General features: G+C 44.1%; 30 protein-coding genes, 6 tRNA genes and 1 riboswitch. Of the genes, 11 read left to right on the top strand and 25 right to left on the bottom strand.

The genetic code is table 11. The features are described from left to right. Positions 1-34: 34 nt before the first annotated feature. From EC604_RS06380 to EC604_RS06320, 13 genes are all read right to left on the bottom strand, one after another. On the bottom strand, positions 35-2,146 hold the full coding sequence (locus tag EC604_RS06380) for a hypothetical protein (RefSeq protein ID WP_151458055.1): 2,112 nt from the start codon (positions 2,144-2,146) through the stop codon (positions 35-37). Positions 2,147-2,242: 96 nt separating this feature from the next. Further along, entirely contained in the window at positions 2,243-2,917 is a 675-nt protein-coding gene (locus EC604_RS06375; RefSeq protein ID WP_123063310.1) for a TadE/TadG family type IV pilus assembly protein, read from the bottom strand. Next, positions 2,901-3,152 (bottom strand): Flp1 family type IVb pilin, encoded by a 252-nt coding sequence (locus tag EC604_RS06370; RefSeq protein WP_429351477.1) that lies wholly within the window; start codon positions 3,150-3,152, stop codon positions 2,901-2,903. The genes EC604_RS06375 and EC604_RS06370 overlap by 17 nt, the downstream gene beginning before the upstream one ends. 11 nt (positions 3,153-3,163) lie before the next feature. Beyond that, positions 3,164-4,033, bottom strand: coding sequence for a type II secretion system F family protein (locus EC604_RS06365; protein ID WP_123063309.1), 870 nt, complete (start codon positions 4,031-4,033; stop codon positions 3,164-3,166). A gap of 12 nt (positions 4,034-4,045) precedes the next feature. Continuing rightward, positions 4,046-4,807 (bottom strand): type II secretion system F family protein, encoded by a 762-nt coding sequence (locus EC604_RS06360; protein WP_429351476.1) that lies wholly within the window; start codon positions 4,805-4,807, stop codon positions 4,046-4,048. A 154-nt stretch (positions 4,808-4,961) separates the two neighbouring features. Further along, positions 4,962-6,260: a CpaF family protein gene (locus tag EC604_RS06355; protein ID WP_123063308.1), complete on the bottom strand. Its 1,299-nt coding sequence runs from the start codon at positions 6,258-6,260 to the stop codon at positions 4,962-4,964. A gap of 44 nt (positions 6,261-6,304) precedes the next feature. After that, the gene (locus EC604_RS06350; RefSeq protein WP_123063307.1) at positions 6,305-7,585 is read right to left on the bottom strand and encodes a hypothetical protein; all 1,281 of its coding nucleotides are present in this window, start codon (positions 7,583-7,585) and stop codon (positions 6,305-6,307) included. A gap of 159 nt (positions 7,586-7,744) precedes the next feature. Continuing rightward, positions 7,745-8,128 carry a VOC family protein gene (locus tag EC604_RS06345; protein WP_123063306.1) on the bottom strand — a complete coding sequence of 128 codons (384 nt, stop codon included), beginning with the start codon at positions 8,126-8,128 and terminating at the stop codon, positions 7,745-7,747. Positions 8,129-8,346: 218 nt separating this feature from the next. Further along, the gene (locus EC604_RS06340) at positions 8,347-9,204 is read right to left on the bottom strand and encodes a DUF6612 family protein (protein WP_123063305.1); all 858 of its coding nucleotides are present in this window, start codon (positions 9,202-9,204) and stop codon (positions 8,347-8,349) included. Between the two features lie 131 nt (positions 9,205-9,335). Beyond that, positions 9,336-9,758, bottom strand: coding sequence for a thiol-disulfide oxidoreductase DCC family protein (locus EC604_RS06335; protein ID WP_123063431.1), 423 nt, complete (start codon positions 9,756-9,758; stop codon positions 9,336-9,338). Positions 9,759-9,908: 150 nt separating this feature from the next. Continuing rightward, positions 9,909-10,187 carry a hypothetical protein gene (locus EC604_RS06330; RefSeq protein ID WP_090918103.1) on the bottom strand — a complete coding sequence of 93 codons (279 nt, stop codon included), beginning with the start codon at positions 10,185-10,187 and terminating at the stop codon, positions 9,909-9,911. A gap of 104 nt (positions 10,188-10,291) precedes the next feature. Further along, positions 10,292-10,537: a zinc ribbon domain-containing protein gene (locus EC604_RS06325; RefSeq protein ID WP_123063304.1), complete on the bottom strand. Its 246-nt coding sequence runs from the start codon at positions 10,535-10,537 to the stop codon at positions 10,292-10,294. Positions 10,538-10,786: 249 nt separating this feature from the next. Continuing rightward, entirely contained in the window at positions 10,787-11,206 is a 420-nt protein-coding gene (locus tag EC604_RS06320; protein WP_123063303.1) for an organic hydroperoxide resistance protein, read from the bottom strand. A 409-nt stretch (positions 11,207-11,615) separates the two neighbouring features. Here EC604_RS06320 and EC604_RS06315 point away from each other — a divergent pair, with 409 nt between their 5' ends. Then, positions 11,616-12,974 carry an Nramp family divalent metal transporter gene (locus tag EC604_RS06315; RefSeq protein WP_275670033.1) on the top strand — a complete coding sequence of 453 codons (1,359 nt, stop codon included), beginning with the start codon at positions 11,616-11,618 and terminating at the stop codon, positions 12,972-12,974. 245 nt (positions 12,975-13,219) lie between these two features. Here EC604_RS06315 and EC604_RS06310 read toward each other — a convergent pair whose 3' ends face one another. Further along, entirely contained in the window at positions 13,220-13,918 is a 699-nt protein-coding gene (locus EC604_RS06310) for an HAD family hydrolase (RefSeq protein ID WP_161556870.1), read from the bottom strand. A 157-nt stretch (positions 13,919-14,075) separates the two neighbouring features. Then, a complete protein-coding gene (locus EC604_RS06305; RefSeq protein ID WP_123063301.1) occupies positions 14,076-14,504 on the bottom strand; it encodes a hypothetical protein in 429 nt (142 codons plus the stop codon). Between the two features lie 117 nt (positions 14,505-14,621). Further along, positions 14,622-14,797: riboswitch (cyclic di-AMP (ydaO/yuaA leader) on the bottom strand. Positions 14,798-15,175: 378 nt separating this feature from the next. On the opposite strand from EC604_RS06305, the gene EC604_RS06300 reads away from it, so the two are divergent. Beyond that, positions 15,176-15,655 carry a glutathione peroxidase gene (locus EC604_RS06300; protein ID WP_123063300.1) on the top strand — a complete coding sequence of 160 codons (480 nt, stop codon included), beginning with the start codon at positions 15,176-15,178 and terminating at the stop codon, positions 15,653-15,655. Between the two features lie 195 nt (positions 15,656-15,850). On the opposite strand, the gene EC604_RS06295 is transcribed toward EC604_RS06300, so the two are convergent. Beyond that, positions 15,851-15,933, bottom strand: a tRNA-Leu gene (locus EC604_RS06295). Between the two features lie 441 nt (positions 15,934-16,374). Here EC604_RS06295 and EC604_RS06290 point away from each other — a divergent pair. From EC604_RS06290 to EC604_RS06280, 3 genes are all read left to right on the top strand, one after another. Continuing rightward, positions 16,375-17,076, top strand: a complete 702-nt coding sequence (locus tag EC604_RS06290) for an urease accessory protein UreF (RefSeq protein WP_123063299.1) — start codon at positions 16,375-16,377, stop codon at positions 17,074-17,076. Between the two features lie 262 nt (positions 17,077-17,338). Further along, a complete protein-coding gene (locus tag EC604_RS06285; protein WP_123063298.1) occupies positions 17,339-17,542 on the top strand; it encodes an XRE family transcriptional regulator in 204 nt (67 codons plus the stop codon). 35 nt (positions 17,543-17,577) lie between these two features. Continuing rightward, on the top strand, positions 17,578-18,204 hold the full coding sequence (locus EC604_RS06280) for a hypothetical protein (RefSeq protein WP_123063297.1): 627 nt from the start codon (positions 17,578-17,580) through the stop codon (positions 18,202-18,204). Positions 18,205-18,291: 87 nt separating this feature from the next. Here EC604_RS06280 and EC604_RS06275 read toward each other — a convergent pair whose 3' ends face one another. Together EC604_RS06275 and EC604_RS06270 are read right to left on the bottom strand one after the other, a co-directional pair. Then, entirely contained in the window at positions 18,292-18,717 is a 426-nt protein-coding gene (locus EC604_RS06275; RefSeq protein WP_123063296.1) for a helix-turn-helix domain-containing protein, read from the bottom strand. Between the two features lie 139 nt (positions 18,718-18,856). Further along, complete coding sequence (locus tag EC604_RS06270; RefSeq protein ID WP_123063295.1) at positions 18,857-19,282, bottom strand: helix-turn-helix domain-containing protein; 426 nt, start codon at positions 19,280-19,282, stop codon at positions 18,857-18,859. Between the two features lie 300 nt (positions 19,283-19,582). Between EC604_RS06270 and EC604_RS06265 the strand changes: the two genes are divergently transcribed. Next, positions 19,583-20,671, top strand: a complete 1,089-nt coding sequence (locus EC604_RS06265) for a hypothetical protein (protein WP_123063294.1) — start codon at positions 19,583-19,585, stop codon at positions 20,669-20,671. A 103-nt stretch (positions 20,672-20,774) separates the two neighbouring features. Here EC604_RS06265 and EC604_RS06260 read toward each other — a convergent pair. The 3 genes from EC604_RS06260 to EC604_RS06250 form a co-directional block, all read right to left on the bottom strand. Further along, positions 20,775-20,857 (bottom strand) — tRNA-Leu (locus EC604_RS06260). Positions 20,858-20,872: 15 nt separating this feature from the next. Then, positions 20,873-20,948: transfer RNA gene (locus tag EC604_RS06255), tRNA-Lys, on the bottom strand. A 119-nt stretch (positions 20,949-21,067) separates the two neighbouring features. Next, positions 21,068-21,139 (bottom strand) — tRNA-Glu (locus EC604_RS06250). Between the two features lie 353 nt (positions 21,140-21,492). Here EC604_RS06250 and EC604_RS06245 point away from each other — a divergent pair. Next, a complete protein-coding gene (locus EC604_RS06245) occupies positions 21,493-22,269 on the top strand; it encodes a DeoR/GlpR family DNA-binding transcription regulator (RefSeq protein WP_123063293.1) in 777 nt (258 codons plus the stop codon). A gap of 5 nt (positions 22,270-22,274) precedes the next feature. Beyond that, positions 22,275-23,168, top strand: a complete 894-nt coding sequence (locus EC604_RS06240) for a Cof-type HAD-IIB family hydrolase (RefSeq protein WP_123063292.1) — start codon at positions 22,275-22,277, stop codon at positions 23,166-23,168. 170 nt (positions 23,169-23,338) lie between these two features. Here the strand turns inward: EC604_RS06240 and EC604_RS06235 are convergent, their stop codons facing one another. Then, on the bottom strand, positions 23,339-23,935 hold the full coding sequence (locus tag EC604_RS06235) for a flavin reductase family protein (protein WP_123063429.1): 597 nt from the start codon (positions 23,933-23,935) through the stop codon (positions 23,339-23,341). Between the two features lie 131 nt (positions 23,936-24,066). On the opposite strand from EC604_RS06235, the gene EC604_RS06230 reads away from it, so the two are divergent. Continuing rightward, complete coding sequence (locus tag EC604_RS06230) at positions 24,067-24,765, top strand: ArsR/SmtB family transcription factor (protein ID WP_123063291.1); 699 nt, start codon at positions 24,067-24,069, stop codon at positions 24,763-24,765. A 96-nt stretch (positions 24,766-24,861) separates the two neighbouring features. Here the strand turns inward: EC604_RS06230 and EC604_RS06225 are convergent. The 3 genes from EC604_RS06225 to EC604_RS06215 form a co-directional block, all read right to left on the bottom strand. Further along, positions 24,862-24,950, bottom strand: a tRNA-Ser gene (locus EC604_RS06225). 6 nt (positions 24,951-24,956) lie between these two features. Beyond that, positions 24,957-25,032: transfer RNA gene (locus EC604_RS06220), tRNA-Asn, on the bottom strand. A 94-nt stretch (positions 25,033-25,126) separates the two neighbouring features. Beyond that, positions 25,127-25,588: a SprT family protein gene (locus EC604_RS06215; protein WP_123063428.1), complete on the bottom strand. Its 462-nt coding sequence runs from the start codon at positions 25,586-25,588 to the stop codon at positions 25,127-25,129. A gap of 119 nt (positions 25,589-25,707) precedes the next feature. Between EC604_RS06215 and EC604_RS06210 the strand changes: the two genes are divergently transcribed. Both EC604_RS06210 and cmpA read left to right on the top strand, forming a co-directional pair. Next, complete coding sequence (locus EC604_RS06210) at positions 25,708-26,058, top strand: hydrolase/acyltransferase (RefSeq protein ID WP_123063290.1); 351 nt, start codon at positions 25,708-25,710, stop codon at positions 26,056-26,058. A gap of 365 nt (positions 26,059-26,423) precedes the next feature. Then, the gene (cmpA, locus tag EC604_RS06205; RefSeq protein WP_123063289.1) at positions 26,424-26,567 is read left to right on the top strand and encodes a cortex morphogenetic protein CmpA; all 144 of its coding nucleotides are present in this window, start codon (positions 26,424-26,426) and stop codon (positions 26,565-26,567) included. The last annotated feature ends 100 nt before the right edge of the window (positions 26,568-26,667 follow it).

Below are 26,667 nucleotides of genomic sequence, written 5' to 3'. Positions count from 1 at the left end.
TCCATCATGCCTCCATCAACATGTTTTCACCTGTTCAATAGGAATAATCCGCCTTCCGTTCAATGAAAAAGCGTCCATCTTGTACTTGATCCTCACTGCCCATAACAGCGCCTATACTTCGCACAATTCCAGGCAAAAACCATAGCTTAATGCTGCTGCGTACCTGTCCGGAAGCATAAGTCTTTTTCTCATCCGGGTTAGCTCCCGTATTCAATCGGATCAAGGCTAACATTCGGGACATTTTGCGATCATTATTGCTATGCATTAGCAGGAACAATCTGAGGTGATCCCTGTATGTCAGCTTCACCTTGATATATTTGGACAATTCAACATTTCCGTCCTTCGCCAGCTTGTCCATATCTTCAATTGCATGCGTAATTCCGTATAGGATCGCGGCAGACAACACAAGAAGCGGATTTCCCAGCTTACTATTCTCACTTAGCCCCTCAGCTGTACGAATTGCCAGACGGATTCCGAAGACTTCCGCATATGAAGATGCGATGTTACCTGAAGGGTTATGAAAGCCGTATAGGATATACTCTAGCTCCTGATTCTCCAGTTTGAACACGTCATTAACATCTCCACTGCCTTCCGTCCAGGAAAACAATTGACTAAAATCCATGGAATCAAAGTAAGCAAGCGCATATTCATTTTGAAACAGCTCATCGCCAAGGTCTCCCAGTAGTCCTGACATTCCTCCAAACAGGTGATCCATTCCCTTCATGGCATTTCCACCGGAATCATACGGATCACTCGCAATCTTTGCCTTTTCCGCTCGATCAGAGCTTTTTTGATTGAACGCGATGTTAGCCTCATAAAATTGTTCCAGCTGTTTGAATTTCTGCACGGAACCAGAAGTCCCGTTTTCAATCCGGCTAAATAACCGTTTCATTTCCTTCAATTTCCCTTTGGATTGCTTATCATTCTCTTTACGCTGGGCATCCGATCCCCGACCGTTTTCGAGCTCCTGTTGGCTCTGTGAGATAAGATTGAAAGGACCTGTTCTGCCAAAAGAATTCATATAACGTTCGGTAGTCTGACTTGCCTGCCTGACCGCAGGTTTAATTGGAACACCACTCATACCCGTCACACTCCGAAGCTGGGCATTAAGTTCCATGCTATCTTTTCGCACGCCAGAGAAGTCTTCATTTTGGGAGATCACACGAGATTTTATCCGATCAAATAGCGCATCTTCCCTGACAAGCTCGGAAGCGAGCGAACGTGTGCTTTTGGCCTCATTGCCGGAACCCGCAGATGTCGGACTCGTTCCAGGAAGGCTAGAATTGCCCACGTTATCATAACTGGCATTCTCGGAACGACTTTCCCCTTCCGCAATCACTCGTTTCATCTCTTCATTCATTTTACGTGCCTCTTCGATCTTGTCCTGCGCTTCCAATAGTTTGGTCTTATGCGCCTCTAGCGCTGGTTGTATCAACATACTGATTCCTGTCACAATCTGATTTACACCTGTCCGGTAACGCCCCAATTCCAATATGTACAGCTGTTCAATTAAAGGCAGTCCTTCATCTGCTTGTTTCTTGCTTAGGTAATCGGCATAACGTGCCGCCGCTTCTGCTGCTGTCTCAGGTGTTGCCTCAAGCATTTCTTCATAGATGGCCTGGGCTGGCGGTTTCATGATTAAATCTGGAAGTTTCATTACCTTCTCGGCAGATTCAATCTGATTTTTGATCGCTTCATCCAGCAATTTCTCACGTTTGTCATAGAGCTTTTGTAATTTCTTCAACAGATCCACGGTATGTGCGGCTTCCTTCATCTCCTCTGACATCGGTTTGAATCGATTAATCACTTCAATAACAAAATCAACCGGAGCTCTATACTTCATGTCTTCCTGAATTTGACGATTAAAAATATCATACCTGCCCAGTTCACGGTCCATACCGAGTGAAGTGGTGTCCCATTGCATATCCAGAATCGGAAAACTATCCTTTACGGAGGAAGGTTTCACACTATCATTTAACACTTTTGCCATAATGGCATCTCCGCTACTGTCGCCATATGCAAACAAACCATACTCTCGAAGTGATGTATCATAAGCTGACATAACGGATCTCATTGCAGCATGTACCATCCGTTCCGTCTGCACTTTGAATGCAGCAATTCTCGCATAATCAATAAAAATCGCCACAAACATATATACTCCAGCCAGGATCAAGATCAGAAATAACGTTACAGCTCCAGACTCACCATCTCTTTTTCTAAACAGTGCCTCCCTCCCCTTTCCTCATTTTTCGTTTTTCCCAAAATGCTGTATAACTTGTCCTGCCTCCACCGCTGAAGTTGCTCCCTTTCCGCCTTTTCCTTTAAACTTCGCACCGTAATAACGGATCAAATCCACCGTTCGGATGAACTCAACCGGTTCTACAACAGCAGAGGAGCCCTGCGTGAGCACACGATGGCCGGAATTAAACAAAAATGAGGGCAGCGGCAACGATATAACCTGCTCAAGCTCAGTGGTTACCTTCCGCTGGATCAATGCATTTTGATATGTCATTGTACCCTTCATGGCTGAGGGCATGTGGCTGGAAGCTTGTGCTAGTTTTGTTTCCGAAAGATTGCCGCCTTCAGCTCCAGGTATAGAAGCGCTAACCTCATTGTCCGCTCCCGCCCAACCAAACAATGCTCCTAACAGCCGATCGTCGCTTAGCCGCCAGTACAAGTGATCATATTCGCCGGTAGCATATTCACCTGTCAGCGCCTGTTTGTGGCTATTGTCCCAACTGTAGGCAGCTCGTTCAGAAGCGGCATAAGCATGCTGGTTTAAAAATGTTTTTTGGTACATGTACATCGTGAAGAAAAGCAGTACCACAAGGATAAATAATATGATCGGGAAGACCAGGGAAGCTTCGATAGTGAAGCTCCCTTCTTCCTTTCTGAAACGTCTACTCAAAAAACTCATTACTTTTGTTGCTGACATTTTTCAGCAGTCTTTCTACCAAAGTTTTAATCTGGTCTTTGAAGATCAATGCTATAATGATGATTACACCAATAATTAGAATCAGTTCCAGCGTACCCAAACCCTCTTCTTCTTTCCAAAATGCCGCTGCCTTGTTTTTCATCATCTCACTCATCTGACCACTCATTTCCATTGTCCGCTCCTTTACTTCCATCATCTGCTCCCCTACTCTAATCATCCCAATTCCTCCTACATATTCATCATCATAAAAGCAGGCGCACCGATCATGACCACGATTGTAAAAAAGATCAATACCATCGGAAATACCAGTTTCGAAGAGGCCTGCTCTCCCTTGGCCCGGCTAACCGTCTTGCGTTTCTCCCACAATACATGTGACAAATCGCGCAGCGCCAATACAAAGTCACCTCCCCCACGCCGGAAATTCAGCAGAACCGTCGTTGTGAAAATCGTCACTTCCTGCACACCGCAGCGGCGGCTGAACTGCTCTAAAGATTGCTGAAACGAGTACCCGTTATTCCAGTCTCCTGCTGCTCTCCGCAATTCGTTGTACAATGGGTGATCCCGCTCACTCTGGCTATTCACGCAGTGAACGATTGCACGTTGTACCGTTTCTCCCGCTCCAACCAAGAGCACAATTCGATTAAGCAGTTCAGGCAGCTCTATAAGGATATCTTGATCCCTTCGCTTTACCTTGGTGTAAAGATCCTTATACATCGCAAACGGCAAAGCGATTGCAAGAATAACCCCACCAGCTAATCCTCCCGTGCCTACCTCCTTCACGAGGGATAGTAAACATCCTGCCAGCATCACTAGCCACGAGTACGTCAACATTTCAGCACAATAGAGCATCGTTTTTTCACCGCTATGTTGTATGCCATACATCTTCTGGATCGCGTGTTGCATCCGGAACATAAGTACAGGCAGTCTGCGGCCGATCTCGAACTTGTCCAGCATAAACAGAAACGGAGCGTGCATTTTTTTCAAACGTAAACCTTCCATATGCAGCTTTCGCAAATGCTTGTAGGTTTTCCCCAGGGTTCGATCAAGCCAAATCCAGCCCGCGCTGAGTACTCCTCCAATCAAGAGGGGAAACAGCATCTTTTCATCTCCTCACACTTTGATATCCATAATGCGATGAATCCATAGATAACAGCAGACCAGCACCGCAAGTGTACCTGTAGAAATGAGATATCCGAGCCCACTGTATAGTGGTTCCATGAAATCATTGGCGGTCAGGTTGAGAAATAACAGAAAAATGAATGGTGCCGCAAACATCACCTTGGATTCAAATCTTTTCTGTGCCACAGCAACCATAATGTCCTGTTGAATATCCAGCTTTTCTCCAATCACTGTGGAGGTACGACGAACCACTTCTACCAGATCACCTCCCGTTCGTTTACAAGTAATAAACACGTCTGCAAAATTCGTAATATCTTCAATCTGTGCCCGTTCCGAGAAATCCTGCAGCGCCTCTTCAATCGGCTGACCATATTCCATGCGTGTCCGCAATATAGTGAACTCCCGAATCAAATCGGTATCAGCCTCAGGGTTCAACATCCGCAGGTCCTCAACGGATTCCTTAAAACCGTTTTCCACCGACTTCCCAGCCGCCAGGGCCGAGGACAGCGCATATAGAGCTTGCTTGAAATGCAAACTTAGTGTCATCCTTCTGCGGTCCAGTAGCACCTTTGTCCAAAACCTGGGCACCCATATACAACCTGTAGCCAGTATCATCCCTGCCATCCAGTGATGGTAAAATAACAAACCAATACCGAAAAATAATGATCCACTGACCAGCATACAGACAACTCGCTGTCTTGAGCTAAGTGTATATATGGTGTAATTCGTCAATGTCTGCCTGCCCTGCCCCACGCTGCACCCTCTTTCTTTCACGATATGGTTTGGAACTTCCCAAAATCGTTAACAACATAACTGGTTACATCAAAAAATAACTAATTATAGTTGTTATAAGATGTAATCCCCCTACTTTGTATCCCATTCTATTGCTCAGTTTATGTTTTACAATTCACCGCTTGTCCTCTTGTCCAGTCTGCACGGCTATTTGTTCTATGTATTTCTCAAGCCATTCTCCAAGGCCGGCCATTTGAATCTTATCCACCTTCTTCAGGCTGCCCACCCGGATGAGTCCACCGATGATACGCCCTTCCCGTTCCTCCTGCTCCTGAAATCGAAACAACGGGTTCAGAAGCACTTCACCATGATGTAAACCCGTCACTTCACTGATCTCAGTCACACGACGTGAACGGTCTCGAAGCCGCGAAAGATGTACAAAAATATCAATGGCCGAGCTAATCTGCTGTCTTACGACGGTAATGGGAAGTTCCGCTCCACTAAGGACCATCGTTTCAAGTCTACTGATCATGTCCGAGATCGTATTTGCATGACCAGTCGACAACGATCCATCATGCCCAGTGTTCATCGCCTGTAACATATCCAGCGCTTCCGCTCCGCGTACTTCCCCAATAACAATCCGGTTTGGACGCATCCGTAAAGAGGATTTAATCAGGTCCCGGATGGAGATAAGACCTTTGCCCTCTGTATTGGCATTTCGCGTCTCCAGGGAGACGAGATTGGGCACGGTCACGATCTGTAACTCCGCTGAATCCTCAATCGTAATAATCCGCTCATCAGCAGGGATGAATTGGGATAACGCGTTTAGAAAAGTTGTTTTTCCCGAGCCCGTGCCTCCCCCGATAAAAATGTTGTACTTGCTCCTTACTAACTGCTGTAATAACACGGCTGCTTCCTCATGCAGGGCCCCCTTCTCAATCAGATCAGACATCTTCATTGGCTCACTTGGGAATTTCCGGATCGTCATCGTTGGCCCCTTTAGCGCAATAGGCGGAAGCACAATGTTAACCCGTGAACCGTCCTTCAGGCGAGCATCCACAATGGGGGAAGATTCATTGACAATGCGGTTCACACCAGACACGATCATTTGAATAATATCCTCCAGCCGCTCTCTGGATTCAAAGTGCAGTGGAATCTGTCTGACCTCCCCTTCTTGCTCAACAAAGATCTCCTGATGACTGTTGATCATAATCTCCGTAATGTCCGGGTGATCCACCAAAGGTTGCAAAATATCCAACCCGCGAAAAGAATCGTACAATCGCCGCACCAGGACATGGCGCTCACCTGAAGTCAAATCTTCCAGGCCCGAATCACCGAGAACTTTTCTCTCAATCCCTTGCCACAACTCCTCATCCTCGGCAGAAGAAGTCATGTCGAGCGAAGCTCGAACCTCTCTGCGAAGCATTTGAAATCGTTCTTCACGATCTGTGATGCTCCATAAATGATCTGTCATAACTCTCCAGGCTCCTCCAATTTAAATGTGCATCTTGTCTTTGGCTAACCGCCTCCTTCAGCCTGAATCAGCAATTCACACAATCTCTTGACTTCACGCTGGAAGATCGGTGAGCTCAGCATGACCTCTTCCTGATTCATCTGTTTCCAAGAAGGAATATAAGGCAACACCGCATCCACATACAGATCAGGTCTTGGCAATGGATTGATCACTTGCTCCCGATATTTGTTGATGACAAAATATGTGCGCTCTAGCATACTTCCTAACCGTTCCGTTCGGGTACGCTCGTTATGCTGAAGCCATTGCCCCCATCGATGCATCGCAGCGATATCATCTTCTACTAGCCAGACGAAGGTATCTGCCGTCTCCAGGATACCCTCACTACGTTCATCCCAGCCTGAGTCTCCGTCCAGAATCAGCACTTCATATTGCCCGGAATCGGTCAGATACTTAATCAGATCCGCCGTGTCCGCTTTAGACATCTGTACCATTTCCTTACGGTTGGCTAAAGGCCAGAACACATCCGCCTTTAACGCATCATGCCCAACCACATACTCCACTGTTGCTTTCATTTTTCCCGTTACCGAGATATCAGAATCAGCACCAGAGACTACATCTGTATGTGCATCCGTACTGATCCTTAACCCTGCTGCCTTCTCTTGTACGGGACCTTGATCCCTCCGTAGTCGCTGCCCCCCAGCTACTTCCCTTTTAGCAGCCTTCAGATCATATAATAGTCGTGATAAACCTGTCTCTGCTTCTACGTGATGCTGACTGCCCCGCCGCAAACCTTTCTCAAGGAAAGGAAACGAGCTGTCCAGAGTCTCCAGATTGAGATACAACACAGAATACCCAGCGAGTCCAAGTTGCTTCGCCATATGCAGAGCTACGGCTGTTTTACCGCTCCCACCCGATGCCGATAACACACCGATCGCTAACGTTTCTTGACCCGAATGTCGACTCCGCTTACTACGCGGTTGCCTGCAAGCCCTCCTAACGGCTTCAAACAACGCAGGCAACGGCTGATACTTCATCAGTCGATTCACCTCGTGTCCCTCGTCAGTTCCTTCGCTAAGCATAAGCCATGGGATACCTGAGGCATCCCCACCATTCATCAACCATGGGTTTAGAAACTCCGGTTCAGCGATGATTAGATCAGGCAGCTCTTGTTCGTCCTGTTTATCCATATGATTTCTGAATGCTTCCCACTGTGAAAAAGCAATGAATCGCATCGTGGAGCCTGACGAACTACTCTGCACGTAGTCAAGCCAAGCTCGGATATAATCTTTATCCCTCGATATCAGCACTGCCTTAAGGACAATCAATTACGTCTACCTCCCATCAAAAAAAGCACAAAAAAACACCGCCCATTTCCCGCATGAAATTGCAGGATATGGACGGTGCTTCCGTCACGTGCTATGAATGTATGCATACTATAACATACAATTTTTGGACGAGCAAGGGATTTATTCTAGCCTTCTCAGTTAGGAACCGTAAGGCGCTCCAAATTCGATGATATTTCGATCAGGATCAAGAATAAAAATCTGGGCAAATCCAGCCACACTATCCGGTCTCGCTTCATATTCAACACCTTGCTCTTCCAGCCAAGCGATCGTCTCCGAATAACTGACCACCCAAAGTGCAAAATGTCCGTCGGTCGTATCAATCCCCGCTTCCCGCAGCGTGTGACCTTCTGGATGCTGCAACAGATGAAGTTGCTGACTGCCAATCGCATACCATGCACCCGTGGAACGAAACGGAGGACGCTCAATCTCCTGCATTCCGAGCAAATCTGAATAGAATTTTTTTGCCGTTTCTAAATCTCGAACAGCCAGACTTACGTGATGAATATGTGCATATCTGATCATCTCGGCATCCCCTCCCCATTAAACAATGATGCATTAACCTCAGGCAACCATGTTTTTACTTACAGATCATCCTTCTGCAAATAGCAAATCTAAAAATAAATCATACATGTTATTATAACACGCTAAAGAAATGCAAAAATCAAAAAAACACCCCTGATCCTTATCCGGTCTACCCACAGGTAGTCCGTATTCAGAATCAAAGGTGTTTAAGGCTTTACTTATTTTGCGCTGTCCAAAGCCTCTTGCGGGATTTTGATTTCTGCAACTTTGTCATGGTTGGAGAACGAAGTGTCCATTTTCATGTCCATCGTCATTTTCTGATTGTTTTGCTCCATTTCCATCACCATTTCTACATCGATCTTTTCCATAAGAGACGTCTCTTTGTTAATCAAATATTTCATTTTCATGCTCTTAATATTCATTTGATCAAGCATAGCCTGCATTTGAGCATCTGAACCGTTTTGTTCCATAACGGATTTAGCCAATTCCTTGACATTGTCACCCGATACATCTGCGTTCAGAACATAACTGTCGCCCTCTTCGGTGATCTTAACGTCTTCTTTTACTTTTTTGAATTGGTCCAGCTCTTTTTCCGGATTCATGCTAGCTTTCAATTGTTCGATGAGTGCCTTCGTTTGATCTTCTGGAATCGATACCCACTGGTCACCCACTTGGGAGTAAATTTTGTCTGAAGTAATATACTGTTTTACATTTTGCTTCTGTCCAGACATATCCATTTCCATCTCTTGATAGATCATCATTGGATCTTTAATGATATCCATTTTCAAAGACGTTTTTACCTGCTGATCCTGAGATTGCTCACCAGCATCCAATTTGATCTTTTGATCAATGTTAGCTTCCGTAGTGAAGCTTTTCAGCGCTTTCGTTGCTTCACCTGTTTTGGCAAGCAATTCATCCAGTGTTGGAACAGCCGCATTCTGCTCCGCTGTATTGTTGCTTTCAGTCGTTGTTTCATTACCTGCTGGCGGCGTTGCAGATTTATCTGTGTCATTTCCGCATGCTGCCAAGCTTACTGCCAATAATGCCCCAATAATCATTGTCGTCCACTTCTTCAAGTTGTTGTCCTCCCAATAATGTAAAAAATAATGTAACCCACAGTAATTACCCAGTAATTTCCGATATTAATCACCTTACATGAAACTTCTTTCTTATGGAAGCTTATCCTCGAAAACTGATACTTTTATACTTATAAAAATCGATCTTTAGTCTCAGATGTAGGCAACATACATGCCTCCTCTTTCCCAAACCAACGATAACGATTGCGCGCAATCCAGTTGTATACTGCATTACGAATGAATTTGGGTACAATAATAAACGCATATAGTAGCGGATAAGGAAACTTGAGACCTTTAGCCAATCTTAACGCTGCTGTTGAGCGTGTATAATATGTTCCATTTTCAATCAATACAAACGTATCCATGCTGTCAGTTCTCAGTCCACCCTTCTCCAGCAACCCTTTCGCCACATCTGACTGAAGTGAAGCAAAGTGATATTTCCCTTCCGGGTCACGCTTGATAATCCATTTTGTTATCCCCTGGCAAAAGTTGCATACGCCGTCTACAAGAACAATTGGGTGTCCCTGGTGCTTATCCTCTTGCGCTACTGTCATCATGATCGTGGCCTCCTATATGGTGCTGTTAGATTACTTACCCATTTTGAGCCAACTTTTCTCGCCTAACCTGAATTTATCCTGCCAAGCTCTCTGGTAAAATAGAAAAAAAGCGCAGGCTCAGTGCCTACGCTCATAACTGTCCGACAATTACTCAGCCAGTGCTTTTTCCATCCACTCGTCGTTAATCATTTGTTGATGCAGGTCACCTGACCATTGATCCATACATTTGCAGATAAAGTCTTTGCGACATACAGGACAAGGTGTTTTCTGCAGACGGCTGATCGCAGTCATTTTCCAATCCGGAGATTTGGAGTAGAATACACGGCACTGTGTACCATCCACCAGTTTCATCGTAAATTCGTACAATCCGTCTTTTTCGTTTTTGCTGGCTACTTGCAGTTGTGCAATGCTTGGTCTATAAGACATGGATATCACCCGTGAATTCAAATTTGGTTCATGCTAATGACACTGACACTTTCAGTACTAAATCATATTAAAGAAATTTCAGGTCGATGTCAACTCACGCATGTCTATCCGCCAAACAGAATATCCAAAATCGTACCAACTTGTCCCTGTTTCTTGCCTTTCAGCACGTCCGGGTTAAAGACCTCCACATATCCGCAAGCCGTACAGCCCACAAACAAATAATGGTTATGCTGAATATCAAACACCTTGCTGAGCCCCGCCCCTGACATGGAAACCTCCTTGATACTGCATTCCGTGCCCCGGCATTTGGTGCATACAAATTTTCTCTCAATCATCTCTTCAATACTCATCGCCGTTCCCCCTTATGGAATATGTGGCATGAAGTGACTGTACGTTTATGTAAAAGAGTACGACCTAACACGGAGAAATCCTCCCCCGTTTTCAGATTAGGTGATTCTTGGGTGTAATAATTTGGAAAACAAAACCCTGCTGAGCTACCAGCAGGGTTTGTGTGCTTGAAGATCAGATATCACTGGATACCTTGCTCTTTATTTTACCTGTCACTCTCAAAGAGAAAGAGCCAGGAATTCTCCTATCTATTAAACGACGTTGAGTACAACGTCAATGTTGCCGCGTGTTGCTTTTGAATAAGGACAGAAGTCATGCGCCTTGCGGGCAAGATCCTCAGCCTGGCTGCGATCCACTCCCGGCATACTCACATCCAGACGAACCGCTAGCTTGAATCCGTCATCTGTTGGATCTTTGCCGATCGATACGTTGCTGGTTACAACGACATTCTCCAATTTCACACCTGCTTTGCGTGCCACGTTAGCCAGAGCGCTCTCGTAACATGCACCGTATCCAGCTGCAAAAAGTTGCTCGGGATTCGTGCCTTCTCCACCGGCACCGCCAAGCTCTTTCGGCATTTTCAGATCATGTTGCAGTACACCGTCCGAAGAAGCCACCGAACCTGTTCGTCCACCTTTTACTGTCGCTGTTGCTGTATATAAAGCTTCCATCAGAATCTCTCCTTCGTTAATAAAGTTTTAACTGCCTACAATTCATTTTAAACTTCTGGCTCAATTTGAAACGTCTGATTGTGTACTTTATCAGCTTTTACATCTTGCTGTATTTCATGCGCACTTGGTAAAAGTCGTATCTTTTTACGTATTGGGTACGATACAAAGAGGTTATTTGAAAATATAACCTCTGATTCGTCTCATGTTTTGTCCGAATACACAAAAGTTGCACTAGACAAAAATTATTGAGGATGTACAATGTAAATATCAACATACAATTTTAGATATATTAGCACCCCTATTCATGCCGTGCGTTTGTCACAGCGTTTGTGCCAGAGCACATCCTAACATTGAATTTATTCCGGCTACAAGCCGGCCACATCTTATTGTAAAGTCAGGTGATCCATGTATGAGTCAAAAAAATCCGTTCAATCCTCCATCCAGCGAATATGCGTCTGCTTCTGCAGCTACGATGACCCCTTCGCTAGGCGAGGCACACAGTTCCATGAAAGTACCCAAAAATGCGGCGTGGTGGAAAAAGTTCCTCGCCTTTGTCGGCCCAGGTTATCTTGTCGCTGTCGGTTATATGGACCCCGGCAACTGGGCTACGGATATCGCAGGCGGCTCGCAATTCGGATATACGTTATTGTCCGTCATCCTTTTTTCCAACATGATGGCTGTGGTGCTTCAATCCCTCGCAGGCAAGCTGGGTATTGTCACTGGGCGTGATCTTGCCCAGGCCTGTCGTGAACGCTTTAGCGCTCCCGTTGTCATGATGTTATGGATTTTATGCGAACTGGCTATAGCCGCTACGGACCTCGCTGAAGTCATCGGCTCAGCAATCGCCCTTAAACTTTTGTTTAATATTCCCATGTTATACGGCGTGATTATTACCGCCGTGGATGTGTTACTCATTCTCGTGTTGCAAAATAAAGGATTCCGTGCGCTGGAAACACTCGTCATCGTGCTGATGGCGACCATAGCTCTTTGTTTTGGCATCGACCTATTTTTGGCGAAACCGGATATGGGCGGTGTTCTTCACGGATTCGTTCCTAGTACCGAAATTTTGCAGAACCCAGCCATGCTCTACATCGCCATTGGCATCATCGGAGCTACCGTTATGCCGCACAATCTGTATCTGCATTCATCCATCGTGCAGACCCGCCAGATTGAGCAGACGACTCAGGGCAAGAGAGAAGCTATTCGCTACACCACACTGGATTCAACCATTGCTTTGACGCTAGCTCTATTCATTAACGCGGCCATCCTGATCGTATCTGCAGCTGTATTCCACAGCGCTGGCATGACACAGGTAGCAGAGATATCCGATGCGTATCATCTACTAACTCCGCTGCTTGGCACAACCATTGCCAGCGTCCTGTTCGGCGTAGCTTTGCTCGCATCCGGTCAGAACTCAACCCTTACAGGCACGCTCGCAGGACAGATCGTTATGGAAGGCTTCCTGAATATCCGTATCCCGGCGTGGTTGCGTAGACTGGTTACCCGACTGATCGCCATCATCCCTGCTGTCATCGTCACTGCTATTGCCGGTGAGCGCGGCACAGAAGAGTTACTGATCTTGAGTCAGGTCATCCTATCCCTGCAACTGCCATTTGCCGTCATCCCGCTTGTGATGTTCACAAGTGACAAAAAAAGCATGGGGCCTTTTGCAAACAAACTGTGGCTCAAAACCGTTTCCTGGATTATCGCGGCTATTATCGTTGTCCTGAATGTGTATTTAATCATCCAGACCATCATGCTGTTCTAAGCTTATATATAAGTCAAACTAAGGATGTTTACACTTTCACTCCGTTACTGTGTAAAAAAACTTGTTCAACTTTTTATGTATCATAAATTTTAAAAAAGGCTGATGCGCCCACGGTATTCACATACCGGGCGAATCAGCCTTTTCTATATAAGTTGAACTAAAGATTTTACACAGTCCACTCCGATGACAGAAGAACCTGGCGAGTAGCCGTTATCCCCTCTAAATCCACTGATTTAACTAGATACTCACAAGGATTCTTTAGCATCGTTATCAGGTAGTAGCAGGGGTAGAAGTTCATCGAGCGACTCAACCGTCCAGTCTGCACGCTCGCCATCCGAAAGCTCTGGCTGGAACCTTCCGTACCCCTGCAAAATACGAATGGTGCGTAAGCCCAAACTACGTGCTGGCATAATATCATTGTCGATTCGATCACCAATCATAACCGCTTCTTCGGGCAAGCATTCAGCCTGCTTCAGAGCAACTGCATACAACTCCGGATCAGGCTTGGACACCCCTTCTTCTGCCGAACAGGCCAAAACATGAACGTATTTACGAAGTCCGTAGCTCTCCAGCCTTGCTTCAGTCCCAGGACTCTGATTCGCAATGATGCCAATACGATAATGCTCCGAAAGCTGTTCAAGCACCTTGGTTGCAGAAGGAAACGGTTGCTCCAATTCTTTATGGAATTTCAGCTTGTTCTGAATCTGAATGCGGTGGTCTTCATCATGAATATATGTACGTATGGCTACTTTCATAGGCCACTGTTCATAATTACGGTAACAGGTAGCAAACAGTTCTCGTACCGCCTCAATCTTTACTGGATAGCCGTAATCATTAGCCTCACGAACGAACTGCCCAATAATATCATCTACTGGCTCCCATTCATCCACCAGCGTATCCCCCACATCAAAAAACAACCACTTCAATCCGGCAATATCCGGCACGCTGATTCCTCCTCGTAAGCTACAGGTTACCCCTAGCTTCTATACTACCGTACAGTTTCCATAAAAAAAGAAGACTCACGACAAGCATGAGTCTCCTCAAATTCCGTTAGTCTATACCTGCAATTATAACAGGCGTCCTACCTGGGATCAATGTCAATCACAAGCTACTCACTTCAGCTTCCGGTTTATTGCAACTATTGAGAAGGAACCCAACTTCTCCATTCAGTGAATACACAATTTTATCCGCGCCCATTCCACGATAAATCCCTTTAGGATGGCTCTGCTCCGTGATCACACACAAGGACTTCGATGTCCAGGAGCGACAAATTTGAAGATAGCGACATGTCAAGTTCAAACTGTTCTCAAAAATAAACACATTGCCTACACTGCCTTGCGGCAAAAACCATTTCTCAGCAGCTGCTGTATTCATACGGATGACGTGTTCTACGCCAATACGGCGAAGTTTGCGCTCCTCATCAGCACTGTTCGTCAGAACGGCAAATGGCATTTTTTTATACATCAGCAATTTCACAAATTTACGTCCTGCTTCATTTGGAGCGGTTACCAAAATCATCTCTTTATCCATTCTTTGTTCCTCCCTTGGCGTGAAAAGACAACAAAAAAGAAGCGTGGGGACCAAGGCCTCCGAAACGCTTCTTAAATAATCCATGACAAATGCGCCATGAACCAGCGTGCGGTTTGTTGCCTCTCCCTTTAACGCTTACGAGGTTAGCTGACGGATTCGGGCGCGAGAGTCGCCCTATTTCCAGCTTTCACCGGAAAATTCACCCCATGAATGTCTGCTGCTGTCATACAGCCCATTCTGTTGGTTCCCCCGTTTTCCACCCACAATGAATGGAAACTCAGCGATTAAAACATCGTTCGTACATCTTGATTATAAGACCGATCGATATTATCGTTTGTTTCGTTTTTCAGGTACAATTTAATTAAAATTCAAATTACGCTATGAATCATACACCCGTGCCATGATCATGTAAAGTGCATACAGATCACCGAATCGCCAGATTTCCGGCAATAACCAGCGATAATAACGCTTACAATAAGGTTATACGCCATCCCTCTCTTCCAATCTATCTAATTCTCAACCGCACAAAAATTGATTCATATATCTCTTATCCATTTGGGACTCCAGCAAGTTAATGGTTATAACAACGGTAAACCAAAATAAATTTTGCATTATTTAATTGTTTAAAATATAATAAGTATATTAAGAATAAAAGGATGGAGGCTTTCCCCATGTCAGTTTATGATTACAAAGTAAACACCCTCCGCGGACAAGAAATTGAGATGTCCCAATATCGCGGCAAAGTGTTGTTAATTGTGAATACCGCAAGCCAATGTGGACTAACACCTCAATTCAAGGGATTGCAAGAGTTGCAGGATAAATTCCAGGATGCACCGTTCGAAGTACTTGGTTTTCCAAGCAATCAGTTCGCGCAGGAAAAAGGATCTTCCGACGATATTGCTGAATTCTGTCAGATGAATTATGGCGTAAGCTTCCCTATGTTTGAAAAAATTGACGTCAATGGTTCCAGCGCTCATCCGCTCTTCCAGCACATTACGAAAGAAGCACCAGGCTTGCTCGGTTCCAAAGCCATCAAATGGAACTTCACCAAATTCCTTGTCGATCAAGACGGTAAAGTTGTGAAACGATATGCTCCACAGACTACACCGGATAAAATCGAAGAGGATATTCAGAAGCTGATTAACAAATAAAATGTAGACGTTCGAACGAACAAAAACAAGCCACCTACAAAGCAAAGAGCCCGACACTGCTCAAGCTTTTAGGTGGATTTTTTACCCCCTCTTTTGAGGCACATCCTTAATAATTCGCCCTTGTTTCGATGTGACAACAAAAAAAAAAGAAGCTCTCCATCACGGAAAGCTTCCCACGGTAACACTTCATAATAATGCGGTCGAGAGGACTCGAACCTCCACGGGCGTACGCCCACTACCCCCTCAAGATAGCGTGTCTGCCATTCCACCACGACCGCATGTCGTAAATTATCGGCAACAGAATTGATTATACCGGATTCTCAAACAAAAGTAAAGCATTTATGATTCACTTTATTATTTTTTTCATCACAATCGGATTTACTCTAATTCTAAAAAACCCCTTTTCCATTCCAATCTCCCCCCTGCAAAATGTAGTCATATTTCCTCGAAAAACACATATCATTAATCCGATTCGGTAAAAAGAACCAAAATGATTTTAAAGATGAATATATAACACAGATAGAATAATCATGTAACTTTAGTTAACACAATAAGCGATGCATATCTAATAAAGTCTTTATTTTCTCATAAACCATTGACAAAATACGGATATTTATGTGAATATATATATCATATAATTCGGATTTACACATAAAACTTAAGAAAAAATAATTTGTGTAATTAAAACTAACACATTAAAGTACAGGAGGCGAAAGATCGTGAACCGCGGGAATAAGCTGCTCGATTATGCGAAACTGCTTGATCCCTCTGTCCAGGTGGGAGGATTCACCCATTTCTTCGGCATGGACACTCACATCAAGGAAGGCACCATTCGAACAGCCGAGGAACTCGAATCGTTTATGCGCTGCCAGTTACACCCCAGTCTCGTTCGTCTCGAAGGTATGGCCATCAAGGGGATATATACCGCAACAGATCATAAGGATACTTGGCGGATTGCCCTGATCGACAAACTTGTGCATGTACAGCGAACCCCTCCTGAACTGAGAGAGCAAGCAACAATCATAGGCAAACGTTTAATCAAACTTTCTCGCGCCTTGCATCCTTGGATCGACTTTAGCCCACTTGAACAAATCTTCGCAAAATACAATTCAGTAGGCTGTCTCCCCACCGTTCACGCCTGGATCAACCACCACCTCGACATCCCCGTCGAGGAGGCGGTTCTCGGTTACTTGCATTCAGCCATGAATGCGTGTGTATCCGAAGCTAGCAAAGTTATACCTCTAAGTGAAAATACCACTCGGGAACTGTTGGCTCGCCTGACCGCAGACCTTGAGGATGAATGGACTACCGTGAGTGCCTCCTCACCGGATGCACATGTGCACCCTACGTCCATGTCTATGAAGTCGTTATTCCCCAGCTTCCATATGCTTGGAGCAGGCCTCCATGCTTACAGAGCATAAATTCCACACTCCTCTCTCCCTCTCTTCAGAGCACACCAAAAACACGCCGCAATCCCCTTGCTGGCGTGTTTTTTATATTTTATCCAATCACAAAAAGCGTATTTACGTCATAATAATTCAAAAAATACACTTATTTCCGTATCTTTTAATTGTTAGATGACGAATTTACGTATATAATGGAATTAACAGCACGTATTTCTATCCATTTTACACGAAGAACAACCTGCTGAATACTATAAAATCTACTCAGGGGTGAACCCTATTGAACAAGAAAAAGCCAGTCACTCCGTTCGGATGGGCTATCAAACGAAGGCTAACCGAACTTCAGGTCGACCAGAAAACCTTTTGTGAACAACACGGCATTCCTCCTTACCGTCTATCCAACCTTATTCATGGCACACGCAAAGCAACCCGATTCAGACATCAGGTCGCTGACATTTTGAACATACCAGAGGAACTGAGATAAGAACACTTTCATCCATCATAAGGAGGACTTCTCCCATGAGACCTATTACATCCGACCTAGAAAGCCTATCATTCCAGGCCACCAAGCATCAGTTGATCATTATTGATCATCAATGGATGATACGGAGCTGCAATCGCGCCTGGCAGCACGGACTTCATAAACTTTTCTTACACGCAGCCAGCCGCCACAATCATTATCTTCACCTGATGGAAGCTTGGGCAGCACAACAGAAAAACCACTATCCAACCAAGTTCGCGAGGTATCTGAGACATAACGTTGTTCCTTTTAACAAAACCCATACATACGACATCTCTGTTACCACACCACACAATGAAGAGAAATGGTTTCGCGTAGAACTTACTCCCTTACAGGATGGGCCTGCGTTAGATACCGACCTCGCATTGGTTGCTCACACAGATATTACAGAACAGAAGCAGACAGAGCTTCAGCTGCGACAAGCCTTGACTGAAGCTCGCACACTCCATGGACTGCTGCCTATTTGTGCCGTTTGCAAACACATCAAGGATGAATCAGACGAATGGAGCAGCGTTGAACATTATCTGGAGAAACACACTTCCGCCGAGTTTACTCATGACATCTGCCCAGAGTGTATCCGTGAGTTGTACCCCCAATACTCCAGCATTCTTGATCAGCATCACTAAACGGATATTTCTACATAAAAAAACCTCCATTTGTACCAAAGGTATTCCCTGCGGCACAAATGGAGGTTTTTTGTCATCCAGAGGCAATTACGTCCCTTCCTGCTCTGACTTATTTTCGTCTTCCGTTTCAGGTTGGTAACGATAGTTTCCGGCATCTTTACTCTCTTTAAATTTGCGATAACGAGTGAACTCGATATATTCACTAATAAAAGACTGTTCTACAGTCGATAATTCACTCTCTTGGCAATTCATTTGCCGCAACACGTTAAAAAAATAATCTTCCCGCTTTTCCCGCACAATGGCTTCCTTCGATAAACGCCCAATCATTAACCAGTCCAGACTCACATCAAAAAATGAAGCAATTTCAATCAGTTTATTGGTACTTGGGATTGATTTACCACGTTTCCAGTCACCCAAATTGCCTGTGCTTATCTTCAGCTGTTCACAGAAGGCCTTCTTTGTCATCCCTCTTTCGGCAATCAGGTGTTCAATTCGCTCATAGATTGACTGCATGCAAGAACCGCCTTCCAACCGTAATAATCAACATTTTAACACAAACAACCTCCATGCTGTTTTAGCACCACTGGAGGTTTTCATCTACTCTTTCCACGAGGCATATGACACACGCGCGTCGGGAGTTCCAGAAACCATTTCACCTTTCATCCAGCTCTGACTTATTTTCGTATTCCAATTCAGGTTGGTAACGATAGTTTCCGGCATCTTTACTCTCTTTAAATTTACGATAACGAGTAAACTCGATATATTCACTAATAAAAGACTGTTCCACAGTCGATAATTCACTCTCTTGGCAATTCATTTGCCGCAACACGTTAAAAAAATAATCTTCCCGCTTTTCCCGCACAATGGCTTCCTTCGATAAACGCCCAATCATTAACCAGTCCAGACTCACATCAAAAAATGAAGCAATTTCAATCAGTTTATTGGTACTTGGGATTGATTTACCACGTTTCCAGTCACCCAAATTGCCTGTGCTTATCTTCAGCTGTTCACAGAAGGCCTTCTTCGTCATCCCTCTTTCGGCAATCAGATGTTCAATTCGCTCATAGATTGACTGCATGCAAGAACCGCCTTCCAACCGTAATAATCAACTTAAATGCCATATGATTGAATTATAGCACAATATTTCTGAATCCTCAGCCCTTTTATCCAGACGATCAGAGTCCCAAACCAAACTTGAAATAAATATAAAATATGATTATAATTACCATAATATTCATCATAAGAGTCATTATATACATTTTATATCACGCTGAATAATACATATAAAAATCTACAATATTCCTTTTTAATGACAGAGATAACCACAGTATAGATTACAAAACATCATAAACTAAATATCATTTTGGGAGGGCACAATATGGGAGCGCTTCATCCATTAGAGATGGATTATTACTATACCCCTCAAGGAGAACCGAATTCTGAAGTACAGGCACTTGGAGACTGTTATACTCGTAATATTTTCTTCATGTTAAAGAAAGAATTAAAAAATTCAAATCTTTCTTATAAAATGTTTCTCGATGATTTTAATCTTAAGATCGTTAAAGACCTCGCGAATTACCCTTTGGACGTTAAATTAAACAACATCAAATCTCCAGAAGATTATGTAATTAAATCAAACCAACATACCTTTAACAATGATGCTCCATCCGCCATCGATAAATTAGAGACCCTTCTGGCTAACGGCGAGGTTGTGTTTGTTAACACTTTCATGAAGAAAGTCCCCTATTACAAAACATATGAATTAAATTCAGCTTATGAAACAGAAGCTGCTATTGACGGACATATATTCTTAATTCTGGGACAAACCGATACAGACTTTTATTTTTTAGATAATCACATAAACTATAATCCACAATTCTTTAAACCCTACCTCGTCAACAAAGGCATTGGCCAAGATACTAAACATTCATTTATGAATGCTTTTAATCACCAATTCAACTGTTTTACGATACACCCTAATCAAGACGAGCTCCATGATTTACCCGATAGAGTACCCAAGATTTTTAAGCAAACACTGGAAAATTATTATAAGCCCGACTCAATTGTTGATGGATATATCGAAAGTTTCGGAAGATCAGCGATTTTGGAATTGAACAACCTATTGGCTAGCGGGCTCATCCCCCTTAACAGAAAGATACCTAACCGCATACATGATGCCTATTCTCTGCTTCACACAATTTTGAATCGACACTCGGACAGAAAAAAAGTACTAATATCGCTGCTAAGTTCATCCACAAACTCCAATACATTGAATGAAATTATTCAAACTACACAACAAGCCATCAAACAATGGGATCTCTTGAGAAAATACTTAACCAAACAATATTTAACAAAAAATTTTACACTCTCTCATTCGTTCGAAGAACGGATGAACAACGCACTTCTTGCAGAGGATCAGTTTTTTCAATCCATCGAAAAAAATATAGACACCTTAAATAGAATCTAGGCTACAAATTTGTCCATAAATTATTTATTTGATAAACCACTTTGACTTACATAAAAAAAAGCAAAAACCCTGGGCACCCAGAGTTTTTGCTTTTTTAATCTGATGCGGTCGAGAGGACTCGAACCTCCACGGGTATACACCCACTACCCCCTCAAGATAGCGTGTCTGCCATTCCACCACGACCGCATATAAAATTGTAAATGGTGAGCCATGAAGGACTCGAACCTTCGACACCCTGATTAAAAGTCAGGTGCTCTACCAACTGAGCTAATGGCTCTCAATGTAACTTCACCTGATGTTATGCCATGCTTCCTATCGGATGTTACAGAGCAGTGACTTTCAAAGAAATCCTTCTCAAAGGCGAATCTCTTAACGGTGAATAATGAGGTAATACTATGACCCGTAGGGGATTCGAACCCCTGTTACCTCCGTGAAAGGGAGGTGTCTTAACCCCTTGACCAACGGGCCTTATAAACATCTTGTCTTCTTGGCGACAAGAATGAGTATACCACAGAAAAATAGAATAGTGCAATACTTTTTTTATTTTCTTTTAAAATCCAAATTTTCGCTTGTATTTACAGGTCATTTTTTATCCGATCAGTCTACATCTTGTCTGCTTATCTCTCTTCTTAATTTAAACTTTACTCTTTAAATCCAAAATCATATTCGTGTCATGACTATACTTTAATTTTGTAAATTAATGATCAAAAAACTTACAAAAACTTATTCTCCCTTAAAATATTGCAGATCACATTATAATTACTTATAATTAAACTATAGTACAACGCACGGTCATCCATGAATATAAGGAGGCTTTACGTTTGTTTCAAGAAGAACGCATGCAACTCATCATAGAGCACCTGCGCAAACATCATCGTATCTCGGCAGAAGAGATTGTATCTTTATTTGATGTCTCACGAGATACAGCACGCCGGGATCTGATTAAACTTGAAGAACAGGAAGCCATTATTCGCACACGCGGCGGTGCAATCCTCCCCTCTCCCCCACAAGAGTTCAAGTCGTATCAAGATCGGCTGAAGTATGTATCTGAAGAAAAACGGGCCATTGGCAAACTGGCCGCGGCTCTGGTTCGTTCAGGAGAAACGATCATTTTGGATTCCTCCACAACCGTTCAATCCTGCGCAGAGAATTTGAACGGTAAATCCTGTACTGTTATTACAAATTCCATCCATTCTGCTGATTCGCTCTCCAAACACACAGCTGTCCAGATTCGACTGCTCGGGGGCCGATTAGATAAGGAACAGCGTTATGTCTATGGAACACCTGTTATTGAGACACTCTCCCACTACTATGTGGATAAAGCCTTTATTGGCATTGGTGGTTTTACGATGGATGGATTCAGTGCTTCCGAAGAAGAAGGCAAGATCAAACATCAGATGATGAAATCCGCCAAAAAGGTCATTGTGCTCGCCGATCATTCCAAGATGGGCAAACGTTACGGTTATCGTTTTGCAGATTGGTCACTGGTAGATGTATTAATTACAGATCAATGGCCGGATCAGGAATGGCTAGATTTTTTAAACGAGCAAAAGGTTGAGATTTTAATCCCCGAACCTACACAAGATAAGGAGTTGTAAAAGATATGAAATTATTTGCTACCGATCTAGATGGAACATTGTTGAATCGAGACAGCCAAATTAGCCGCGAGAACGCCGATGCCATCCAGAAGGCGCAACAGACTGGCATGAAAGTCACCATAGCGACCGGACGCGTATATTCAGATGTTGTGGCGATCAGCCGCCAAGGGGGAATCAAAACACCAATTATCGGTTCCAACGGCGCGACCATTCATGATGAGAATGGAGAACGCTTATTCCACCTCCCTTTGGAACGCGAAACAGCCGCTTCTGTCATGCAATGGCTGGAAGATCAGCATATCTATTATGAAGCTTCAACTCAGATGGGCATCTTCGCTGCAATCAGTACGCATGAAACGATGCTCGCCGAGCTCGAACGTGTCCTAGGTTCAAAACCCGGTGAAGATATCGAGCGGATGATCCATTCAATCAAGAAACATTACACTAAAAAAGACTATCATCGTGTGAACAGCCACCTTGAAATTCCGGCAGAAGCATGCATTTACAATATTATGGCCTTCTCGATGAATCCTGAAAAAGTGCAACTCGGACGAGAATACTTCTCTTCCAGAACCGATGTTGCAATGGTTGTCTCCTTTGAGCATAATTTTGAAATGCAGCACCCGGATGTATCCAAAGGCAATGCCCTCTCCAAACTGGCGGAGCATTTGAACATTTCGATGAAAGACACAGCCGCTATCGGAGATAACTTTAATGATGTTTCCATGTTGCAAATGGCTGGGCTAGGTATCGCAATGGGCAATGCCGAACCCGAAATTCGTGCGTTGGCTAAAACGATTACACGGACCAATGTGGAGCATGGCGTCGCTCATGCGATTCATAGCCTGTTAGAAGGCAAACCGATCGCTCCAGAAGAAACGATTGTCTCGGAGGGCTAATACAAGGCCAATGAAAGGTTAATGACATTAGTGAAGTGAAAACAAGCACAGCAGTCTCCTTAACCGAGCCAGCCTGTGCTTGTTTTTTTGGTTCCGCAACATGCCAAGGAGTGTAATTCTCACTCGACCTCTTATTTGGCCTCTTACTCGATCTCATCAGCCATTTATTTCTATGCCCGAAAATTCTCCCCTTGTCTCTCCCCAAGTCCGTAATAATGCCTGAAATTATAAATCAACGGATGCCATTGCTTCGGATCAATCTTATTGCTATCTGATATCAAATGAGAATGTGCATGCACCTTCACCGCTTTCACTTCTACAATCGCCATATTCGGCGTATGCTCCGGGATACGTATATATTGTACAGCCGCTTCAATCTGAAGCGGACATTCAGCTATTTTATCTGGCGCTACTTGAACTGAACTTTGAGACGTCAGACCTACTGTCCTAAATTTATCTTGGCAAAACGTATATCCCATTTGTTCTTTAACTTCTGGCACGGGAGAGCTTCCCGTCAACCGCCCCAGCGCTTCAACTTTTCCCCACATCGAGTCATCCGGCAGATTAATAACACATTCAGGATGATGACAGAGATTCTCATAAGCCTTGCCCTGTGTACCTATCCCTAGCACCAGACAATCCCCCAGCGCCCAAGAAGACGATAATGGGGAAAGATTCGTAGACCCATCTTCGTTTAAAGTACTAAGGATGATAACAGGGGTGCCATAGTATAAAATACTGGGGTTGATAATCTCGTGCTGATTCATCTGAGCCGATTGGGTCGTTTGTTTTGTGCTATACTGTTGCTTCATATCGTTGCTCACCTTATACCTCTCCTGTTCAGATAATGAATTCATAGCCAATTGTAATACAGCATTATTTCAATTATCATCGAAGTATGAATGCATATCCGAATATCACTGTTATCGCCTCACTTATTGCTGATACAAGCCGTTCTATATTTCTCTCCGCTTTGCTGGATGGAAGGGCTCTACCTGCCGGCGAGCTGGCCTATATGGCCGCGGTCAGTCCACAGACCGCAAGTAATCACCTTGCTAAACTTGTAACGGGAGGACTATTGGAAGTAGAACAGCAAGGTCGTCATCGGTATTATCGTCTCGCGAACGAGGACATTGCGGATCTGATTGAGAAAATGGCCAGCATCGCTCCACCTGCACAGATTCGCTCATTGAAGCAATCCAATCAACTGCAACAATTAAGTTATGCTCGCACCTGTTACGGTCATCTAGCCGGGAAACTCGGGGTTTTACTCTGCGAAGCATTGCTCAAAAGAGGTTATCTGGTTGAACACAAAGAAGTGCAAGACAAGGATTATCTAATTACGGAAAAAGGATTGCAGTGGTTTAGCTCATTTGGAATTAAGCTACAATTGAAGCCAGGATCACGCCGGGCCATCGCTCGTAAATGTCTGGACTGGAGCGAACGCCGTCATCACCTGTCCGGCTTGCTTGGTGAGCAGCTCGTTCACCGATTACTTGAACTGGATTGGATTCGTCAAAAAACAGGAAGTCGCTCTGTTGAAGTGACCGAGGCTGGAAAATCAGGTTTGTACGAGCTTTTGGGGATTTCCCTGTAAACGGCTCAGATGCTAAAAAACCAAAAAATCCTCTTTACATGAAGAGTTTACTCATTCACGTAAAGAGGATTAAAAATGTATAAAGTATATTCAGAACGGAGAGAGAGGGATTCGAACCCTCGCACCGCTTACGCAGTCTAACCCCTTAGCAGAGGGTCCCCTTATAGCCACTTGGGTATCTCTCCAAGAAATGGCTCCCCGAACAGGACTCGAACCTGTGACAACTCGATTAACAGTCGAGTGCTCTACCAACTGAGCTATCAGGGAAAATTAACTTGAATAACATTAATTTATCATGATTAATAATTCAAGTCAACCTGCCTTTGACTCACTTTCTACAACAGATTATTCATAGTGTACATCAGATGGTTTGAAGTGTAAGTTTGCCAGAACAACGACCGCAGCGATAACGCTGGGGATCTATTTTCCGTTTACGCAAATATTCCATCCCGCAGCTCTTGCAGACCAGCTTGTACCGATACGGCAGCGGTTTTCTGCCCTTGTCTCCGGGGAGAGACTGACAGAACCTTGAGCCACCCACTTTTTGCAATAGCGCCTTGAATTCCGGATCTCTATGCTGGTATCCCCGCCCTCGAATATGCAGATGATAGTGGCATAATTCATGTTTGATAATTTTCTCAACCTCGTCTTTTCCGTAGACTTCTAACTGATGTGGATTTATCTCGATCCGATGGCTTTTGAGCATATATCGCCCACCTGTTGTCGTTAGACGACGGTTAAATATTGCTTCATGAGTAAACGGAACTCCGAAATGCTCCAGAGAAATCTGCTCGATCCATTGTTGCAATTCCTTATTTTCCATCATTCTCCTCTCTCTCCACCCGCTCGAGCACACTGTTTTTCCTGTACAATACTTGAATTTTAACCGTTTCGTAGGCTACACTGTCAAGTAGAATGTATGAGGGGAGATTAATACTCGTTATGCCTACAATGCGCTACGTCATCCTGCAGCAGGAACAACAATTGCAGTTTGTTGAAATGCCCGCGGACTATGCTTATCAGCTCAGCGCTCTTAATCTGCGTCTGCACAAGGAAATCGACAAACTCACGGCAACAGATGTACCCGTTCTACCCTGGGCTATTGCCGAATGTGATCATCTCGATCTGTTAAACGAAAACTTGTCCATCATTGGCGGCCTTGATTATATCAATGCCCTTGAAGCTCGTTTTGCCGCTCTGCGTGAAAGCAATTATCCTTTGATTTCCCTGCTTACCGAGATCCGGGCACTACAGGCCCAATTGGAACAATGGTATGAAGAAGAGATGGAGTAGTTCTCCTTCATAGGGAGATGACTTCGTTTTAAAAATCTGATGTATGACCATTCATTAACGCAATATTGTAGTTCTTCTCTTTTGATAGGCAAAATTCATTACAATGCAAAAGGCGCACTTCCCGCACCGGGGAATGTGCTTTTTTCTTGTTTTTTCATCCTTGTTTTTTTGAGCTTGGCCCACCGCACTAACGACATCACTTCAGCCCAGCAACCTTAGTTTGTCGCCAAAAGGATGCGATTCGTTCCGGTTCAACAGATTATGATCATTTTCAATTTTCAATTGACATGGAGTTATCTCGCACAGTCCAGGCTATTGCCACATATGCTAACGTACAGATGAATTAGCAAAAGGAGGAGATTCCTTTGCCTCAATGGCTCTGCAACCAACTCATGCGAGCGTTCCACAAAAAGGACAGTCGTCAAATCAAGTTGCTGAACGAATGCTGGTACTTCTATCGCAACAAACCTGCCAGCGGTTCACAGCGCAACATGGAGAACGAAATTTAAGCCTTGTAAACCAAACCATCCCAATCCATACCATTGCACGAAAAAGGATAATACTTAACAGCAAACAGCCTTCCCCATGCGGGAAGGCTGTCCCCTTATA

The sequence above is a fragment of the Paenibacillus amylolyticus genome (assembly GCF_003719335.1).
Taxonomy (GTDB): Bacteria; Bacillota; Bacilli; order Paenibacillales; family Paenibacillaceae; genus Paenibacillus; species Paenibacillus amylolyticus_D.
Note: the sequence above shows the minus strand (reverse complement) of the source record. Positions and strands in the feature narration are given on the sequence as shown.

What these genes read in the sequence shown, in the direction of transcription:
- EC604_RS06330 (WP_090918103.1), bottom strand. Translation starts at nt 10,187, where the DNA reads ATGTCTTATAGACCAAGCATTGCACAACTGCAAGTAGCCAGCAAAAAC.
- EC604_RS06375 (WP_123063310.1), bottom strand. Translation starts at nt 2,917, where the DNA reads ATGAGTTTTTTGAGTAGACGTTTCAGAAAGGAAGAAGGGAGCTTCACT.
- EC604_RS06335 (WP_123063431.1), bottom strand. Translation starts at nt 9,758, where the DNA reads ATGACAGTAGCGCAAGAGGATAAGCACCAGGGACACCCAATTGTTCTT.
- EC604_RS06215 (WP_123063428.1), bottom strand. Translation starts at nt 25,588, where the DNA reads ATGGAAAATAAGGAATTGCAACAATGGATCGAGCAGATTTCTCTGGAG.
- EC604_RS06270 (WP_123063295.1), bottom strand. Translation starts at nt 19,282, where the DNA reads ATGCAGTCAATCTATGAGCGAATTGAACATCTGATTGCCGAAAGAGGG.
- EC604_RS06345 (WP_123063306.1), bottom strand. Translation starts at nt 8,128, where the DNA reads ATGATCAGATATGCACATATTCATCACGTAAGTCTGGCTGTTCGAGAT.
- EC604_RS06240 (WP_123063292.1), top strand. Translation starts at nt 22,275, where the DNA reads ATGAAATTATTTGCTACCGATCTAGATGGAACATTGTTGAATCGAGAC.
- EC604_RS06265 (WP_123063294.1), top strand. Translation starts at nt 19,583, where the DNA reads ATGGGAGCGCTTCATCCATTAGAGATGGATTATTACTATACCCCTCAA.
- EC604_RS06370 (WP_429351477.1), bottom strand. Translation starts at nt 3,152, where the DNA reads ATGATTAGAGTAGGGGAGCAGATGATGGAAGTAAAGGAGCGGACAATG.
- EC604_RS06355 (WP_123063308.1), bottom strand. Translation starts at nt 6,260, where the DNA reads ATGACAGATCATTTATGGAGCATCACAGATCGTGAAGAACGATTTCAA.
- EC604_RS06305 (WP_123063301.1), bottom strand. Translation starts at nt 14,504, where the DNA reads ATGGATAAAGAGATGATTTTGGTAACCGCTCCAAATGAAGCAGGACGT.
- EC604_RS06235 (WP_123063429.1), bottom strand. Translation starts at nt 23,935, where the DNA reads ATGAATCAGCACGAGATTATCAACCCCAGTATTTTATACTATGGCACC.
- EC604_RS06315 (WP_275670033.1), top strand. Translation starts at nt 11,616, where the DNA reads ATGAGTCAAAAAAATCCGTTCAATCCTCCATCCAGCGAATATGCGTCT.
- EC604_RS06365 (WP_123063309.1), bottom strand. Translation starts at nt 4,033, where the DNA reads ATGCTGTTTCCCCTCTTGATTGGAGGAGTACTCAGCGCGGGCTGGATT.
- EC604_RS06230 (WP_123063291.1), top strand. Translation starts at nt 24,067, where the DNA reads ATGAATGCATATCCGAATATCACTGTTATCGCCTCACTTATTGCTGAT.
- EC604_RS06320 (WP_123063303.1), bottom strand. Translation starts at nt 11,206, where the DNA reads ATGGAAGCTTTATATACAGCAACAGCGACAGTAAAAGGTGGACGAACA.
- EC604_RS06210 (WP_123063290.1), top strand. Translation starts at nt 25,708, where the DNA reads ATGCCTACAATGCGCTACGTCATCCTGCAGCAGGAACAACAATTGCAG.
- EC604_RS06275 (WP_123063296.1), bottom strand. Translation starts at nt 18,717, where the DNA reads ATGCAGTCAATCTATGAGCGAATTGAACACCTGATTGCCGAAAGAGGG.
- EC604_RS06300 (WP_123063300.1), top strand. Translation starts at nt 15,176, where the DNA reads ATGTCAGTTTATGATTACAAAGTAAACACCCTCCGCGGACAAGAAATT.
- EC604_RS06325 (WP_123063304.1), bottom strand. Translation starts at nt 10,537, where the DNA reads ATGAGTATTGAAGAGATGATTGAGAGAAAATTTGTATGCACCAAATGC.
- EC604_RS06280 (WP_123063297.1), top strand. Translation starts at nt 17,578, where the DNA reads ATGAGACCTATTACATCCGACCTAGAAAGCCTATCATTCCAGGCCACC.